17 protein-coding genes and 1 pseudogene are annotated in these 14301 nt (G+C 61.7%); 13 read left to right on the top strand and 5 right to left on the bottom strand.

Features of this window, described 5'->3' with window-relative positions; genetic code table 11:
- Positions 1 to 124 precede the first annotated feature (124 nt).
- Both ATY80_RS04865 and ATY80_RS04860 read left to right on the top strand, forming a co-directional pair.
- Positions 125 to 625, top strand: coding sequence for an Rrf2 family transcriptional regulator (locus ATY80_RS04865; protein WP_088691286.1), 501 nt, complete (start codon positions 125 to 127; stop codon positions 623 to 625).
- 25 nt (positions 626 to 650) lie between these two features.
- Positions 651 to 1112 (top strand): carboxymuconolactone decarboxylase family protein, encoded by a 462-nt coding sequence (locus ATY80_RS04860; protein ID WP_088691285.1) that lies wholly within the window; start codon positions 651 to 653, stop codon positions 1110 to 1112.
- A 44-nt stretch (positions 1113 to 1156) separates the two neighbouring features.
- Here the strand turns inward: ATY80_RS04860 and ATY80_RS04855 are convergent, their stop codons facing one another.
- Together ATY80_RS04855 and ATY80_RS04850 are read right to left on the bottom strand one after the other, a co-directional pair.
- Positions 1157 to 1792 carry a YitT family protein gene (locus ATY80_RS04855; protein ID WP_088691284.1) on the bottom strand — a complete coding sequence of 212 codons (636 nt, stop codon included), beginning with the start codon at positions 1790 to 1792 and terminating at the stop codon, positions 1157 to 1159.
- A 210-nt stretch (positions 1793 to 2002) separates the two neighbouring features.
- Positions 2003 to 2935, bottom strand: a complete 933-nt coding sequence (locus ATY80_RS04850) for a methyltransferase domain-containing protein (RefSeq protein WP_088691499.1) — start codon at positions 2933 to 2935, stop codon at positions 2003 to 2005.
- A gap of 145 nt (positions 2936 to 3080) precedes the next feature.
- Here ATY80_RS04850 and ATY80_RS04845 point away from each other — a divergent pair, with 145 nt between their 5' ends.
- The 3 genes and pseudogenes from ATY80_RS04845 to ATY80_RS04835 form a co-directional block, all read left to right on the top strand.
- Complete coding sequence (locus ATY80_RS04845) at positions 3081 to 3347, top strand: DUF6460 domain-containing protein (protein WP_088691283.1); 267 nt, start codon at positions 3081 to 3083, stop codon at positions 3345 to 3347.
- A gap of 1 nt (position 3348) precedes the next feature.
- Positions 3349 to 3846, top strand: a complete 498-nt coding sequence (locus ATY80_RS04840) for a CAP domain-containing protein (RefSeq protein ID WP_088691282.1) — start codon at positions 3349 to 3351, stop codon at positions 3844 to 3846.
- Between the two features lie 145 nt (positions 3847 to 3991).
- A pseudogene (locus ATY80_RS04835) lies at positions 3992 to 4468 on the top strand (MATE family efflux transporter); the annotation flags it as partial.
- Here the strand turns inward: ATY80_RS04835 and ATY80_RS04830 are convergent.
- Complete coding sequence (locus tag ATY80_RS04830) at positions 4444 to 5532, bottom strand: quinone-dependent dihydroorotate dehydrogenase (protein ID WP_088691281.1); 1089 nt, start codon at positions 5530 to 5532, stop codon at positions 4444 to 4446. The pseudogene ATY80_RS04835 and the gene ATY80_RS04830 overlap by 25 nt on opposite strands.
- Complete coding sequence (locus ATY80_RS04825) at positions 5529 to 5942, bottom strand: DUF952 domain-containing protein (RefSeq protein ID WP_088691280.1); 414 nt, start codon at positions 5940 to 5942, stop codon at positions 5529 to 5531. Before ATY80_RS04825 ends, ATY80_RS04830 begins: the two co-directional genes overlap by 4 nt.
- A 48-nt stretch (positions 5943 to 5990) precedes the next feature.
- Between ATY80_RS04825 and ATY80_RS04820 the strand changes: the two genes are divergently transcribed.
- The 5 genes from ATY80_RS04820 (at position 5991) to ATY80_RS04800 (ending at position 9110) form a co-directional block, all read left to right on the top strand.
- A complete protein-coding gene (locus ATY80_RS04820) occupies positions 5991 to 6389 on the top strand; it encodes a hypothetical protein (RefSeq protein ID WP_088691279.1) in 399 nt (132 codons plus the stop codon).
- Positions 6390 to 6478: 89 nt separating this feature from the next.
- Positions 6479 to 7126, top strand: a complete 648-nt coding sequence (locus ATY80_RS04815; protein ID WP_088691278.1) for a response regulator transcription factor — start codon at positions 6479 to 6481, stop codon at positions 7124 to 7126.
- Between the two features lie 102 nt (positions 7127 to 7228).
- Positions 7229 to 7894, top strand: coding sequence for a helix-turn-helix transcriptional regulator (locus tag ATY80_RS04810; protein ID WP_088691277.1), 666 nt, complete (start codon positions 7229 to 7231; stop codon positions 7892 to 7894).
- Positions 7895 to 7905: 11 nt separating this feature from the next.
- Positions 7906 to 8643 carry a thermonuclease family protein gene (locus ATY80_RS04805; RefSeq protein ID WP_088691276.1) on the top strand — a complete coding sequence of 246 codons (738 nt, stop codon included), beginning with the start codon at positions 7906 to 7908 and terminating at the stop codon, positions 8641 to 8643.
- A 53-nt stretch (positions 8644 to 8696) separates the two neighbouring features.
- Positions 8697 to 9110, top strand: a complete 414-nt coding sequence (locus ATY80_RS04800) for a tellurite resistance TerB family protein (protein WP_088691275.1) — start codon at positions 8697 to 8699, stop codon at positions 9108 to 9110.
- On the opposite strand, the gene ATY80_RS04795 is transcribed toward ATY80_RS04800, so the two are convergent.
- Positions 9107 to 9982 carry a transporter substrate-binding domain-containing protein gene (locus tag ATY80_RS04795; protein ID WP_088691274.1) on the bottom strand — a complete coding sequence of 292 codons (876 nt, stop codon included), beginning with the start codon at positions 9980 to 9982 and terminating at the stop codon, positions 9107 to 9109. The genes ATY80_RS04800 and ATY80_RS04795 overlap by 4 nt on opposite strands.
- Before the next feature lie 275 nt (positions 9983 to 10257).
- Here ATY80_RS04795 and ATY80_RS29450 point away from each other — a divergent pair, with 275 nt between their 5' ends.
- The 3 genes from ATY80_RS29450 to ATY80_RS04785 all read left to right on the top strand — a co-directional run bounded on the left by ATY80_RS29450 (position 10258) and on the right by ATY80_RS04785 (position 14198).
- A complete protein-coding gene (locus ATY80_RS29450; protein WP_245306753.1) occupies positions 10258 to 10866 on the top strand; it encodes a hypothetical protein in 609 nt (202 codons plus the stop codon).
- 48 nt (positions 10867 to 10914) lie between these two features.
- Positions 10915 to 11511, top strand: a complete 597-nt coding sequence (locus ATY80_RS30115) for a glycosyltransferase (RefSeq protein ID WP_348626624.1) — start codon at positions 10915 to 10917, stop codon at positions 11509 to 11511.
- A gap of 671 nt (positions 11512 to 12182) precedes the next feature.
- Complete coding sequence (locus tag ATY80_RS04785) at positions 12183 to 14198, top strand: methyl-accepting chemotaxis protein (protein ID WP_088691273.1); 2016 nt, start codon at positions 12183 to 12185, stop codon at positions 14196 to 14198.
- The last annotated feature ends 103 nt before the right edge of the window (positions 14199 to 14301 follow it).

The raw sequence follows: 14301 nt of genomic DNA, 5'->3' as shown, positions 1-14301 counted from the left end.
GAATCCTTGCCGCTTCACAACCCCGCACCCACAAAACAGGCCTCCATTTGATCCTTCACATATAGCCGCTTGACACACCCAAAAATCATGGATATTTTTTATCCATGAATTGAGGAGATGTCCGATGAAACTGGGTGATGGTGTCGAGCAGGCGATACACAGCGTTGCGATGCTGGCCGGCCTGTCAGACGGTGGCGTGCTTTCAGCCGCCGCACTGGCCGAATTCCACGGCGTCTCGACCAGCTATCTTCTGAAGCATCTGCAGGCACTCTCCGGCGCCGGCATCGTGAACACGGTTCCGGGACCGAGGGGCGGGTATCGGCTGGCGAAGCTGACGGAAGAGATCAGCCTCCTCGACATCGTCATTGCGGTCGAAGGGCCGGAGCCGGCGTTCCGTTGCAGTGAGATCCGCCAGCGCGGACCGAACCAGCTGCCGGGACGCTATTTCACGAAACCATGCCAGATCAGCGCGGCAATGTTGAAGGCCGAGCGCGCCTACCGCGCCGAACTTGCCAAGACCAGCATCGCCGACATCCTGGCGCAGCTTGCTGCTGATGATGACGGCGGGATCGCCGCCCGCGGCTGCGCCTTCCTTGAAATGAATGAACGCAGAACGGCTCGCTGAGCCCGAAACCAAAGGAGAATGAATCATGCAAGCACGTTTCAACTTCGCTAAGGCATCGCCGGACGCGTACAAGGCTGTCGCCGCACTGGAGCAGTATGTTCAGGGATCTGGCCTCGAGCGCCGCTTCATCCACCTGATCAAGCTGCGCGCCTCGCAGATCAATGGCTGCGCCTATTGCGTCGACATGCATGTCAAGGAAGCCCGGCACGACGGGCTTAGCGAACAGTGGATCAACCTGATGTGCGTCTGGCGGGAATCCCCGGTCTACGACGCCAGGGAACGCGCCCTGCTCGGCTGGGTCGATGCCGTCACCCGCATCGCCGAAACCGGCGCGCCGGACGCCGATTTCGAAGCCCTGAAGGCCCACTTCACCGAAGAAGAGATCACCAAAATCACGGTCGCCATCGGCACGATCAATATCTGGAACCGGCTCGCCGTCGGCTTCCGCTCGCAGCACCCGATCGACAAGCCTGCGCAGGCTGCGTGACAATCGCAGCCCCTCTCCCCGTGGTACGGGGAGAGGGAGTGTATTTACAGCGCGATATAGCGATCGGCGCGGTGGTTGATAGCCACGAAGAGGTTGAGCACCACCGCGCCGAGCACGGAATAGAAGACCACCGGCGGTGTGGCGACGAAGAAGGCGGCGGCCAGCACGCAGAGGTCAATCGCCATCTGCACGAGGCCGGCACGGATGCCGAAGCGCTCCTGCATGTAGATGCCGAGAATGCCGACTCCGCCGAGGCTGGCACGGTGGCGATAGAGCGCCAGAAGGCCGAAGCCCAGCAACAGCCCGCCGAGAAGCGCCGCCCAGGCCGGATGGATGGCGGAAATGTCCATGACCTTCGGCTGCAGGCTGGTCATCAGAGATGTCAGGCCGATGGCGATGAAGGTCTTGATCGTGAAGGCCACGCCAAGCCGCGTCCATGAGAGATAAAAGAACGGCAGGTTGAGCAGGAAGAAGGCGAGGCCGAAGTTTACTCCGAAGGCGTAATGCAGCAGGAACGCTATACCGGCGGTGCTGCCGGTCAGCAGACCGGCGCTGGCCAGAACATAAAGCCCGAGCGCCGCAACGAGGCTGCCAGAGAAAATCCCCTGAACGTCTTCGATCGGGGTATGGCGGCTGGCGCTGGTATTCCAGAAGCCGAGGGCGTTGAAAAGTTGTGCCATTGTTTTTGATCCCCAAACGGCAGACATGTTCAAATGCGCCCGAGCAAGACCCGAGCGTGACGAAACGTGCTTGATGAATGATGTCGGACGCCTCAAACTCCTGAGGACATTCCTAGTGAATTAGCCAGCATTATCAGTGGTTTTTGCAGTGCAATCAAGCGAAATACGTAAGTAATGCTGACCTATTATCACTTCGCAAGAATCGTTCCGCTATGCCGCCTTGCGCGTAAGGAACAGAATGCCTGAAATGATGTTTGCGCCATCTTTGCGAATGGCCGTCTTGCTGACGGCGACGACCCCAAAGCCAAGGTGGGCGCAGAGCGCGCGGACGTAGCTTTCGGAATGGGTGTAGCGCAATGACTGCGCGAGGTGGAAACCATCCCCCTCGCCCGCGTCCTCGACGGAAAAAGCGAAATCGGCACCCGGCAAAGCAAGTGCTGAAACAGCCTCGAACACACTCTCGAGATTGCCGAGATACATCAAAACGTCAGCGGCGGTGACGAGGGCGGCACGATGCATCGTGCCCTCGGCAAAGAGGCCCGTCGCCTCAGGAGGCAGCGACAGGTCGGCTTGTGCCAGATGATCGTAGACGTGCTTCTCGGCGGCCTTGGCAAGCATGTTCTGAGATAGGTCAAACCCCTCGAGGCGCGCAACGCGTTCACGGATTTCCGGCCCCAGCAGGCCGGTGCCGCAACCAAGGTCCACGGCCAGCGCATAGCTCCTGCCGGTCGTCGCAACGAGTGCCGCAAGCTTGGCTGGTACGCTGTAATCCAGTTTCTCAATCAGCGACGTCTCGAAGCGATCGGCATAGTCGTCGAAGAGGCGTTCGACGTAGCAGCTTGGTGGCTGGTTCGGCGTCTCGACATCGCCGAGCAGAGCTAGCTTAAGCTCGGCGCCGAAAATATCGACCGGGCTTGCTTCTAAGGTCTGCCTGTAGGCCTCGATCGCGCCCACCTTGTTGCCTGCCTTCTCGCGGTAGCCCCCCAGCCGATACCAGCCGGCCGCCCAGCGCGGCACCAGCTCCAGCGCCTGTTCCATGAGTTCGGCGGCCGCATCCGGCTCGCCGCTTTCGTCGAGCATCTTGGCATAGTCGGCACGGCGGTCGGCGATGACATCGCCTGAAGTGAACTGGTTGGGCTGCATGGTGAAGACCTGTTGGATCGACCCGCATTTGGCTGCGGCCACAAAAAAACTCAAGTCCTATTTCAGAGGCGGGAACGCCAGACCTGAAAAAGGCTTGCGAGCGACGATTCGCGCCCGTATTTCAGGGATAAACAGGAGATGGCGCATGTCCGATCAGATGAACAAGTTTCTCGGCGATTCCCTCGGCCGCACATTGGTCAAGCTTTTGGTCGTATCGCTGATCGTCGGCTTCATCATGGCCGTGTTCGGCTGGGCGCCGCTGGATTTCATCTACGGCTTCCGCAATTTCGTTCTGGAAGTCTGGCATCGCGGCTTTGCCGCTTTGGGACGCGTCGGTGATTATCTGCTGCTTGGCGCGACCGTCGTGATCCCGGTCTTCCTTATCATCCGTCTCTTCAGCTATCGGCGATAATATGACCTCTCTCATCCTCTCGCGGCGCGGCCTGCTGCACATATCCGGCCTCGTACTGGTTGCTGGCGTTGCAAGCTGCACCACGGCGCCCAAGTTCTCTTCCACGCCTTCGGACGGCGAAGACGAAACGGCCGACGCATTGCCACTGGTCAACCAGTTGCGCGCCAAGAATGGACTGCCGCCGCTTTCGGCGGATCCCGCGGCCAAGGACGCGGCGATGTTCCAGGCCAAGCGCATGGCATCGGCCGGCAAGATGAAGCACGTGATGGGCATCGGCGACGGCTTCGGCCCGCGCGTCAAGGCAAGCGGCGTGCAGATGCCAGCCGCGGAAAACATCGCAGCCGGCCAGCAGTCGGTTCCCTCCGTCGTGACCGCCTGGATCAACTCTCCGCACCACCTGGAGAACATGCTCGGTCGTTACAATGGCCTAGGCGTTGCTATGGCGCGCAATTCCGCTTCCAAAAACGTCCCCTACTGGGCCATGGTGCTTTCCGGCTGAGGCGATTCCGCCTCGCCTCTCAGAGGCAGACATGGATACTCACGGTCACCAGAACAGGCTGGCATTCGACGTGACGCACCGGCTGGTGTTGTCGATCGCGATCCCGATGACGCTCGGCTTCATGACGACGCCCCTCCTTGGCCTCGTGGATACACTTGCCAACGCGGCCGAGCAAATCACCGGTCGGGCGATCGGCGCGCGCTACCGGCCGGCGTTCGACCGCGGTCTGAAGCTGACGGCGCTCTGGTCTTTCGGGCTCGCCGGTATTATTTCGGTATTCTTCCTGTTGGCTGGTCCATGGCTGATTTCCGTGCTGACGACGTCACCGGAGGTGCAGCAGGCGGCCGAAACCTACCTGCCCTGGGCGGCTGTCACCGGGCTAACCGGCGCCTTGGCCTTCCTGATGGACGGCGTATTCATCGGCGCCACCTGGTCAATCGACATGCGCAACCGGATGCTCATGTCGTTTGCCGGCTATCTGATAGCGCTGGCCGTCTTCGTGCCGCTATTCGGCAATCATGGCCTATGGCTGGCGATGAACGGCTTCCTGCTGTTTCGCGGTGTCTTCCTGGCGATGCTCGTGCGGCCGCGGGCGGATCAGACGTTCCGCGCCGCCCAGTAATCCGTCCTCGTGTCCCTGAGATCACGGATGGATCTGACCTGCTCGCGATCGAGCAGCTTCGAGAGACCGCGAACGATCGTGCCCGGCAGGCCCGGCCCCTCATAAACCATGCAGGAATAGAGCTGCACGAGATCGGCACCGGCCTTGATCTTCTCGAGCGCCGTTTCCGCGGACGAGACGCCGCCGACGCCGATGATCGGGAGGCCTGAGCCGACGCGCTTGCGCATCTTCGCTAGTACCGCGGTCGACTTGTCGAACAGCGGCTTGCCGGAAAGTCCGCCCGCCTCCTTGGCCTGGCGCCGGTCCCTGAGGCCCTCACGGGAAAGCGTGGTGTTCGAGACAATCAGGCCATCCAAGGCATGCGCCAGCGCTTCGGCGGCGATATCGTCCAGCCCCTCTTCGGTAAGATCTGGCGCGATCTTCAGGAAGACCGGGATCTTTCTGCCTGCCTTCTCGGCTTCGGCGTCGCGGGCGGCAAGCACTGCCGACAAGAGCGCGGCGAGGCTTTCCCGCGCCTGCAGATCGCGCAGGCCCGGCGTGTTCGGTGATGAGATGTTGGCGGTAAAATAGCGGGCGACGGAATAGAACCGGCGAATGCCAAGGACGTAGTCGCCGATGCGGTCTTCGCTGTCCTTGTTGGCGCCGATGTTGACGCCGATGATGCCGTTGCCGCGAATGGCCGACAGACGCGCCAAGGCGGCATCGTGGCCCTCGTTGTTGAAGCCGAGGCGATTGATGACGCCTTCGTCCTCGACCAGCCGGAAGATGCGCGGGCGCGGATTGCCGGGCTGCGGCTTCGGCGTCACGGTGCCGATCTCGGTGAAGCCGAAGCCGATCTTCAGCAACGCCTCCGGCACCTCTGCGTTCTTGTCATAACCGGCCGCCATGCCGATCGGGTTGATGAAATCGAGCCCGGCAACGCTCTGTCTCAGGCGCGGATCGGGCGCGATCCGGCAGGCCGGCACAGCACCCGCCTTCAGTGCGGCAATCGACATGCCGTGCGCCGTTTCGGGGTCGAAGAGGAACAGGCCCTTGCGGGCGGCGTGCTTGAAAAGATCGATCATGGCTGAAGGTCCGGAAAGATATGCTGGCCGGCGACATCGAGCGGCAGCGGCGCCTCCCACAACACGGCCGAAAGCGGCAGTTCGGCATAGAGATGCGGAAAGAGAGCACCGCCGCGCGAGGGTTCGAAAACGAGCTCGTCGCCGAACTTGCTGCTGTCGACGGCAACGAGCAGGAGCCCGGTCTGGCCGGCGAAGTAGAGTGCTGCCGTCTGCCTGACCTGTGTGGCGGTCGAGAAGTGGATGTAGCCGTCCGTAAGGTCTATCGGAGCGCCGTGAAAAACGCCGACCGCCCTTGCCTCCTGCCAAAGCGTTTCCGTCACGATCTTGTAAAGCGTGGGTGTCAGGGTCATGATGGCCTCAGAATGGCTGGTCTTTCCCGGGCTTTGCCGCAAAGCGGCGGCGATGTCCACGCCTCGCCGTGAAAAATGCGGTGGCCACCGAGATTTCCGGAGGAAACCATGAACAATATCGCAATCGGCCTTTTCGCGCTTCTCCTGCCGCTCGGCGTTCATGCGGCCGAAACCGACGCATCGCGCTTCCAGCTGGAGCGCAGCGGTGACCACTTCGTGCGCCTCGACAAGCAGACCGGCGCCATGTCGCTTTGCGAGGAGAAGGACGGCGCCCTGGTCTGCCGGATGGCCGCCGATGAGCGCGCCGCCTATGAGCAGGAACTCGACCGGCTTTCGGCCCGTGTCACGGCGCTGGAGAACAAAAGCATCGTCAACAAGGCGCTGCCCTCCGACGAGGAGATCAACCGCTCGATCGGCATCATGGAGCGCTGGATGCGCAGCTTCATGGGGATAGTCAAGGAATTCCAAAGCGAAGAGGAGCGCAACGCCCTTCCGCAAAAGACATGATTTGATATAGTCATATCAGAATGGCGGGATGTATCGCGTGGGAGCGCGAGGCATGACGCGGCGATCGAGCTCTTGGGAGGGAGTTATCGATGCAGGAACAGACAATCATCATTGCCGACGACCATCCGCTTTTCCGGGATGCGCTACGCCAGGCAGTGATCGGCATGGAAGGCCAGCCTGTTATCGTCGAGGCCGGCGATTTTGCTGCGGCACGGATGGCCGCCGGGAAGCACCCTGAAGCAGACCTGATGCTGCTTGATCTTTCGATGCCAGGTGTCAGCGGCTTTTCCGGTTTGATGGCGCTGCGCTCCGAATTTGCCGGACTGCCGATCGTCATCATTTCCGCGACTGACGATACCACCACGATCCGCCGCGCGCTGGAACTCGGCGCATCGGGCTTCATCTCCAAATCCTCGGGGATCGACGATATTCGCCGCGGCATCCAGACGGTCCTTGCCGGCGATATCGCCACACCCGAAAGCTACCGCGGCGGGCAGGAGCAGGACCCTGATGTCGCCGACCTGATCCACCGGCTGCATACGCTGACGCCGCAGCAGAGCCGTGTGCTGACAATGCTGGCGGAAGGCCTTCTCAACAAGCAGATCGCCTACGAGCTCGGCGTTTCCGAGGCGACGATCAAGGCGCATGTTTCGGCGATCCTCCTCAAGCTCAATGTCGACAGCCGCACGCAGGCGGTGATCCAGCTCGGCAAAATCAACATGGCCATGGTCGCCTGAGGCGAGACAGGATTTTATTCCTTTCTTCTCTTTACTCCAACTGGGCTTGCGGTTAATATTTCGTCGTTAAAGGATGGCGCAGGCGCGCAGGAATCAGGCGACATGCTGTCACACGAGCAGATCTGGGGCGCGATCGACAGGCTTGCCGAACGGCATGACCTGACGCCATCCGGTCTTGCCCGGCGGGCGGGGCTCGATCCAACCTCCTTCAACAAGTCCAAGCGGCTTTCTGCCGATGGGCGGTTGCGCTGGCCGTCGACGGAATCGATCGCCAAGGTGCTGGATGCAACGGGCGCCAGCATGGAGCAGTTCCTGACCTTCATGCGCCCGGCCGGCGGTTTTTCCAGCCTTCCGGACGGCGCCTTCCCGCCGCAGGGCAGCTCGATCCCACTGCTCGGCTTTGCGCAGGCTGGAGCTGGCGGTTTCTTTGATGATGGCGGTTTTCCGGCCGGGCAAGGCTGGGATGTCGTGGAATTTCCTGCGGCGCCATCGCAGAAAGCGGGCGTCTACGCGCTCGAGGTGCAGGGCGAGAGCATGATGCCGCTCTACCGCGACGGCGACGTGCTGATCGTCGAGCCTGGCGCGCAGGTTCGCCGCAACGATCGCGTCGTCGTCAAGACCCGCGAAGGCGAGGTCATGGCCAAGGTGCTGTGGCGCCAGAGCCCGCGATCGATCGAATTGATGTCGCTCAATCCAGAACATCCGAACCGGACGATCGAGCTTTCCGACGTCGATTGGATCGCCCGTATCATCTGGGCCAGTCAGTAGGAAGATATTCCATGCGTCCTGCGGCCATTCTGACGGCTATTGCAGGAATCGGAACGGTCGCCGGTCTGATCGCGGCGGGCGGACAAATGCTTGGCTCGGCCATTGATCCGGTGGAAACGACAGCTCCGACGGAAATCCACGCGCCGCCGCCCGCGCCAGTTGCTCAACCGACGACAAATCCCGAGGCCAGCATGCATGCCCGGCGCGTCGACGATGCCAGCCAGTTCTATCCTGCTGTTATCAACGGCAAGCCACTTGAACGCATCGCGGCGGTGAAGCCGCAGCGACCGGCGAAGCCTGCCGAAAACAGAGGCGTGGACCTCGTTCGTCCGATCGCCGAAAGCGCCGGCGTCCTTGCCTTTGGCAACCGCCGCCTACGGCTTGCCGGCATCACCCCCACGGCGGCGGACAAGACTTGCACCGACAGCAAGGGCCGGGAATGGCCATGCGGAATGCTGGCAAAAACCAATGTGCGACTGTTTCTGCGCTTGAGAACCGTCCGCTGCGATCTCGACGGCGCCGATTGGACCGGCACCGTGACGACCGCCTGCCGGATCGGCACGCAGGACATTTCGCGGTGGCTGGTCGAAAACGGCTGGGCAGAGGCAGAAAAAGGATCAGCGCTTACCGAGGCCAGCGAGACAGCAAGACAGGCAGGCAAGGGCATCTATGGTGACGCCCCTCGCAGCGTCGCAGAAACCGGCAACCTTGAGAATCTGCCTGCCGATCTGCCGCCCAACGGCTTGTAATGTCGCCGGTCAGTTCCTAGACTCTTGGCTCATTTCAGAGGGATCATCGAGATATGAGCAAGCCGCTTTCCGCCCATGACGCACTGATCTACGTGATGGTTATGGCATCCGCCGTCGACAGCACGATGAACGATCGCGAGATGGAACGTATCGGCCAACTGATCGGTTTCCTGCCAGTTTTCCGTGATTTCGACGACGAGAAGCTGATTTCGGTTGCGCGCGATTGCGCGGCACTGCTGGCCGGCTCCGAGGGACTCGACATCGTGCTTGAAATCGTCAAGGACACCCTTCCTTCGCGCCTTTACGACACGGCCTATGCGCTCGCTGTCGAAGTTGCCTCGGCCGACCTCTCGGTAAAGGCGGAAGAACTACGGCTTCTCAGCCTGCTGCGTGACCGCCTCGGTCTCGACAAGTTGACCTGCGCCGCCATCGAGCGCAGTGCGATCGCACGCTTCCGCAAGGGCTAATACAAGCCGTAAGGGAAATAGCGCAGATAGATTTCCTGCAGCCGGCCGCTGCGCGAGAGCGCTGCCAGGGCGTGGTCCAGCGCGGCCGTCAGCACATCGTCCTTCTCGCGCAGCATGATCGTCATGCCTTCGCCAAGAAACTGCTCGGAGAGATAAGGCCCGTCAAACAGCGCGCAGCATTTCGTCGAAGCCTGCGACGAAACCCAGAACGAAAGCTGGAGAGAATCGGCGAAGGCGGCATCCACCTTGCCGTCTCTCAATGCCGCCAAAAGGGCATCCTTGCTGTCGAAGGGTACGGCCTTCACTTTCGGGAAATAGGCGGACAGCATGGCTTCGTGCGCCGTCGCCTTGACCACGCCAACCGAATGGTCCGCGAGAGCGCCCGCATCTTCACCCTTGATGGGAGCCTTCAAGTTTCGAACAAAGCGAGCGGGCAGCATCAGATACGGTCGCGAAAAGGCGAACTGCTGCCGCAGTTCTTCGCTCACGGCAATACCGGCGATCACGGCGTCGCCTTGTGATGCCGCCAGCGCAACTTTCAGGTCGGCGAACGGCAGCGCCTGGATCTGGCATTTGCTTGCAATCTCCAGTTCGTTACAGATCTCGCGCGCAAGATCGATGTTGAAACCGGCCAACTTGCCATTCTGATCCGTAAAGTTGAACGGCGGAAAATCGATCGTCGTCAGGAAGCGCAGCCGCACGAGCGACGAAAGATCCGGCTTTGCAAGCCGCTCCCTGGAATCGAAAAGCAATGGCAAGTTTGGCGTTGCCTGCTGGGCCGACAACGAGAACGGGCAAAAAAGCACAACCAGAAACAGCCAAAAGCTGCATAGTCCCTTAAGATTTAGGGATGCTAGTTTAAATTGCATCATTATGATCGGCCTCGGGGACAAGCATGCACTGCCATTCTGGAAACGGTGTATCAGAGTCATGCCTATCGGGGAATATGCGCCGGCCGGGATCGATGACCGCGTGCGCCTGGATGATCGTTCAACACGCCATGACGCACCGCCGACGGTGCGCACGATCAACGATTCCTACTAGCAGGAAGCAGAGGTTCTGCTGCAACTCGGCATCGGCAAGCCGATCATCGCGCGGGCGATGTTGCTCGCCCGCCGCAATGGCACCAGCATCGAGCAGGAACTCCTTGCAGGGGGTTCCATCGACGCCGACAGCTACTACGCGTCGCTGGCGCGGGCTTCGGCTTCCCTTTCTTTCGGCAATCGACAGTTCCCTTGTCAACGACGACAAGGCACCCGACAGCCAGCTCCTGCAGGCTCGCTGCATCCGGCTAAACTATATTAGCAAATGCATGCTCGCGATTGTGCCGGAGGCCCGGAACCTCGCGGCACTCTCGCAGACATTCGAGAAGAAGCCGGGATTGGCCGACAGCATCGTCGTCACGACGCCCGCAGCATTGCGGGCCGCGGTGTGGCGCGCCGGTAGCAGCGTCAGCACCCTCTTCGAGGACAAGGCGCGCTTCAGCGCGCGGATCGTTCTTTCAGGCAAGCAGGGATTTCTCGCGGGCGCAGGCATCTGCGCATTTGCCTTCGCCCTCACCACCGGCACGCTCACGCTGGTCGCCCTGCACGCAGCGATCTCGCTGCTCTATCTGGCCGTCATCCTTGTCCGTGCCGCAGCACTTCTCGACCACAGGTGTCGGGAGCCGGACCCGCCCCCTTCAGACCATCTCCCGGTCTACACCGTCCTTTGTTGCTCTCTATCGGGAGGCAGACGTCGTGGCTCAACTCGTTAGGTCCCTTAGCCGGCTGAACGGCCACCTTCGATACTCGATATCAAGCTGGTGTGCGAGGCGGACGATCACGCGACGATCGATGCTCTAAGGGCTGAGCGGCCTGGACCGCAATTCGAGATCGTCGAGGTGCCGCCGGCCCACCCGCGTACGAAACCCAAAGCGTTGAACTATGCGCTGGCCGGTGCCCGCGGCGAATTCGTCGTGATCTACGACGTGGAAGATCATCCTCATCCCGACCAATTGCGTGCAGCCTATTCGCAGTTTGCCACAAGCCCTCACGACATCGTGTGTCTTCAGGCGCCGCTCGTGATTTCCAACGGGGCGGCATCCTGGATCACCGCGGCATTCGCGTCGGAATATGCGGCGCTGTTTCGCATGCTGCTGCCGATGTTGACTCGGCGGCGCATGCCGGTTCCGCTCGGCGGCACCTCCAACCATTTGCGCGTTGCGGTTCTGAGGGAATGCGGCGGTTGGGACCCGTATAACGTGACGAGGATGCCGATCTTGGCATGCGGCTTCATAGGCTCGGCTACAAGTGCGGCGTCATCGATTGCCCGACCTATGAGGACGCTCCGGCCACATTCAGGGTCTGGCTCAACCAGCGGACTCGCTGGTTCAAAGGCTGGTTGCAGACATGGCTGGTGATGATGCGAGAGCCGACGCGTCTCCTGCGCGAGATGGGCACGGGCGGCTTCCTGATGTTCCAGTTGCTGATCGGCCGCATGCTACTGTCCTCGCTCACCCATCCCTGGCTGATCATGCTTCTCATCACTACCGCCGGCTACCTAGCCCTCGGTTTTCCACCCACCGATAGCAGCGAAGGCGCGCTCCTCCTCCTCGATCTCGCCAATATGGCGGCAAGCTATGGGCTTTTTTTGCTGCTCGGCAGGGTCGTGATGCTGCGCGAAGAGAAACGCAGCATTGGCTGGCGCTGGATCTATGTCCCACTCTACTGGCTGATGATCTCAGTCGCGGCGTGGCGTGCCCTTCTTGAGCTGCCGAGAAGGCCCTTTTCTGGGACAAGACGCCTCATGTCCCGGTCAGCACCAGTGAGAAGTTGCGCCGCGCTTAGCACTGCTCATCCTTTGGCGGCGGGGTCGAAATTTTTCCGGGGACAGGCCGCATGCGTTAGGAGCACATTAAGCAATCTCCCATTCTATTCGCCGGGACGACGCCGGCTCACGGGCCGAATGCATGATGCGCATGTCGAGCCTTTTGGGCATCCCACCATGCCGTTTCCTGCGACATGCCCTGCATCTCAAAATGCTTCAATAGCCGGCCGCCCAATCGGCCGGATCAAGCGATTGGACATATCCATGCTGAAGAACCTCAAAATCCGGACGAAGATCATATCCGTCGTCGCGCTTCTCGGGGCGATCGCGCTCGGGGGGCTCGTTTACGTCATCACCGAATTCCGCGGCGCCGACGCCACCTACAGCGCCTTCATCGATCACGAGGCGCTGGCCGCCATGCTGGCATCGCGCGCCAGCGCTTCGGCAAACGCAGCCGTGCTCCAGGTGACGCTGATCGCCGGCCTCAAACCGGACACGCCCGCTTTCAACACGGCGCTCGCGACGCCAAGCAAGATGTCGCAAGCGCGCGAACGCCTCGAACAGGCGGCCGCTTTGGTTCCGAGCCGCAAGCAAGCGATTGATGACATTCTCGTCGGCATCGGCGAGATGGAAGCGCTTTCCAGCAAGGTCGTCGACCTAGCCAAGGCACAGGACAGCGCCGGCGCGCAGCTCGCAGCCAGCATGCTCAACGCCAAGCTGAGCACAGTCACTCCGAAAATGATCGCCAACAATGATGCACTGATGGCATTGCTCAACGATGGCGGCGACGCGCTCTCCGCGACTGTCAACCAGCGCATCACCCTCTGCTTCGCGCTGATCGGCCTCGCGGTACTGGGCGCGCTCTGCCTTGCCGTATGGGTTGCTCAAGCGGGGATCACTGCCCCGATGGCCCGTTTGCGTGACCGCATGACACAGCTCGCTCAGGGCGATACACAGAGCCCCATCGACGGTCTCGATCGTCGCGACGAGGTCGGCCAGATGGCCGGCGCCGTTGCCGTCTTCCGCGACAATGCCGTCGATCGTATCCGGCTTGAGGGCGAGGCCGAAAAGAGCCGCAATCTCGGTGACAGTGAACGCCGTGAACGCGAAGCGCAACGCGCAACCGAGGCGGCGGACCTTTCGCGCGCCGTCGGCGCACTTGGCGAAGGCTTGCGCCGGCTGGCGGCCGGCGACCTCGCATCACGGATCGACGCGGTTTTCGTCGGCGACCTCGACACGCTGCGACAGGATTTCAACAACTCGATCCTGAGGCTGAACGACACGATGCAGACGGTCGGCGCGAACGCCCGCGCCATCACCGCCGGTGCAAGCGAAATTCGCGCCTCGGCGGACGAGCTTTCGAAGCGGACGGAGCAGCAGGCAGCGTCCGTCGAAGAGACGGCGGCTGCTCTCGAAGAAATTACTACCACGGTCAAAGATGCCGCACGACGCGCCGAGGAAGCACGCGGGCTGGTGGCGCGCACGCGCGAAGGCGCGGAAAAGTCCGGCCAGGTCGTGCGCAAGGCAGTCAATGCGATGCAGAAGATCGAGCAGTCCTCCGCAGAGATCGGCAACATCATCGGCGTCATCGATGACATCGCCTTCCAGACGAACCTGCTTGCCCTCAACGCCGGCGTCGAAGCCGCCCGCGCCGGCGAGGCCGGCAAGGGCTTTGCCGTCGTTGCCCAGGAGGTGCGCGAACTCGCGCAGCGCTCCGCCAACGCTGCCCGGGAGATCAAGTCGCTGATCACGACATCCGGCGGCCATGTCCAGACGGGCGTCTCGCTGGTCGGCGAAACCGGCAGGGCGCTCGATGCGATCGTTCATGAGGTTCAGGAGATCAACCAGCATGTCGACGCGATTGCGGAAGCCGCCCGCGAACAATCGACCGGCCTGCACGAGATCAATACGGCCGTGAATACGATGGACCAGGGAACGCAAAAGAATGCGGCCATGGTCGAGGAAAGCACCGCTGCGAGCCACAGGCTCGCAACGGAAGCGGCGACATTGAACAATCTGCTCGACCAGTTCAAGCTCACCGGCACCGGCGGCTTCAGCGCGACGGCTGTCGCAGCGCCGCTGCAGAGCGCTCCGATCCACTCCGCGCCGCGCCCGGCCGCACCGCCGGTCGCAGCCAGAAAGGCGACAGTCCGCATCGCCACTCCAGGGGTCACGCGCCCCTCCAATTCGCCAGCTCGGGCACTTGGGCAGAAACTTGCAAGCGCATTCGGTAGTGCGCCTTCCAGCCCGGGCGACGACGCCGACTGGACAGAGTTCTAATCTCAGCAAGGGTAGAAAAACGAAGGGCGGCTCGATGCCGCCCTTTTCGATTACGGTTTTCTGATTTCATGCAACAGACCATGGCTTCGCTGCAGGGCGCGAG

This window comes from Rhizobium sp. R711 (assembly GCF_002211365.1).
Lineage (GTDB): Bacteria > Pseudomonadota > Alphaproteobacteria > Rhizobiales > Rhizobiaceae > Rhizobium.
This window is presented reverse-complemented; position numbering and strand designations above follow the sequence as displayed.

Coding starts and splice junctions, on each gene's coding strand:
- ATY80_RS04840 (WP_088691282.1), top strand. CDS start 3,349: ATGACCTCTCTCATCCTCTCGCGGCGCGGCCTGCTGCACATATCCGGC.
- ATY80_RS04795 (WP_088691274.1), bottom strand. CDS start 9,982: ATGATGCAATTTAAACTAGCATCCCTAAATCTTAAGGGACTATGCAGC.
- ATY80_RS04785 (WP_088691273.1), top strand. CDS start 12,183: ATGCTGAAGAACCTCAAAATCCGGACGAAGATCATATCCGTCGTCGCG.
- ATY80_RS04815 (WP_088691278.1), top strand. CDS start 6,479: ATGCAGGAACAGACAATCATCATTGCCGACGACCATCCGCTTTTCCGG.
- ATY80_RS04810 (WP_088691277.1), top strand. CDS start 7,229: ATGCTGTCACACGAGCAGATCTGGGGCGCGATCGACAGGCTTGCCGAA.
- ATY80_RS04845 (WP_088691283.1), top strand. CDS start 3,081: ATGTCCGATCAGATGAACAAGTTTCTCGGCGATTCCCTCGGCCGCACA.
- ATY80_RS04805 (WP_088691276.1), top strand. CDS start 7,906: ATGCGTCCTGCGGCCATTCTGACGGCTATTGCAGGAATCGGAACGGTC.
- ATY80_RS04830 (WP_088691281.1), bottom strand. CDS start 5,532: ATGATCGATCTTTTCAAGCACGCCGCCCGCAAGGGCCTGTTCCTCTTC.
- ATY80_RS04800 (WP_088691275.1), top strand. CDS start 8,697: ATGAGCAAGCCGCTTTCCGCCCATGACGCACTGATCTACGTGATGGTT.
- ATY80_RS04820 (WP_088691279.1), top strand. CDS start 5,991: ATGAACAATATCGCAATCGGCCTTTTCGCGCTTCTCCTGCCGCTCGGC.
- ATY80_RS04855 (WP_088691284.1), bottom strand. CDS start 1,792: ATGGCACAACTTTTCAACGCCCTCGGCTTCTGGAATACCAGCGCCAGC.
- ATY80_RS04850 (WP_088691499.1), bottom strand. CDS start 2,935: ATGCAGCCCAACCAGTTCACTTCAGGCGATGTCATCGCCGACCGCCGT.
- ATY80_RS04860 (WP_088691285.1), top strand. CDS start 651: ATGCAAGCACGTTTCAACTTCGCTAAGGCATCGCCGGACGCGTACAAG.
- ATY80_RS04865 (WP_088691286.1), top strand. CDS start 125: ATGAAACTGGGTGATGGTGTCGAGCAGGCGATACACAGCGTTGCGATG.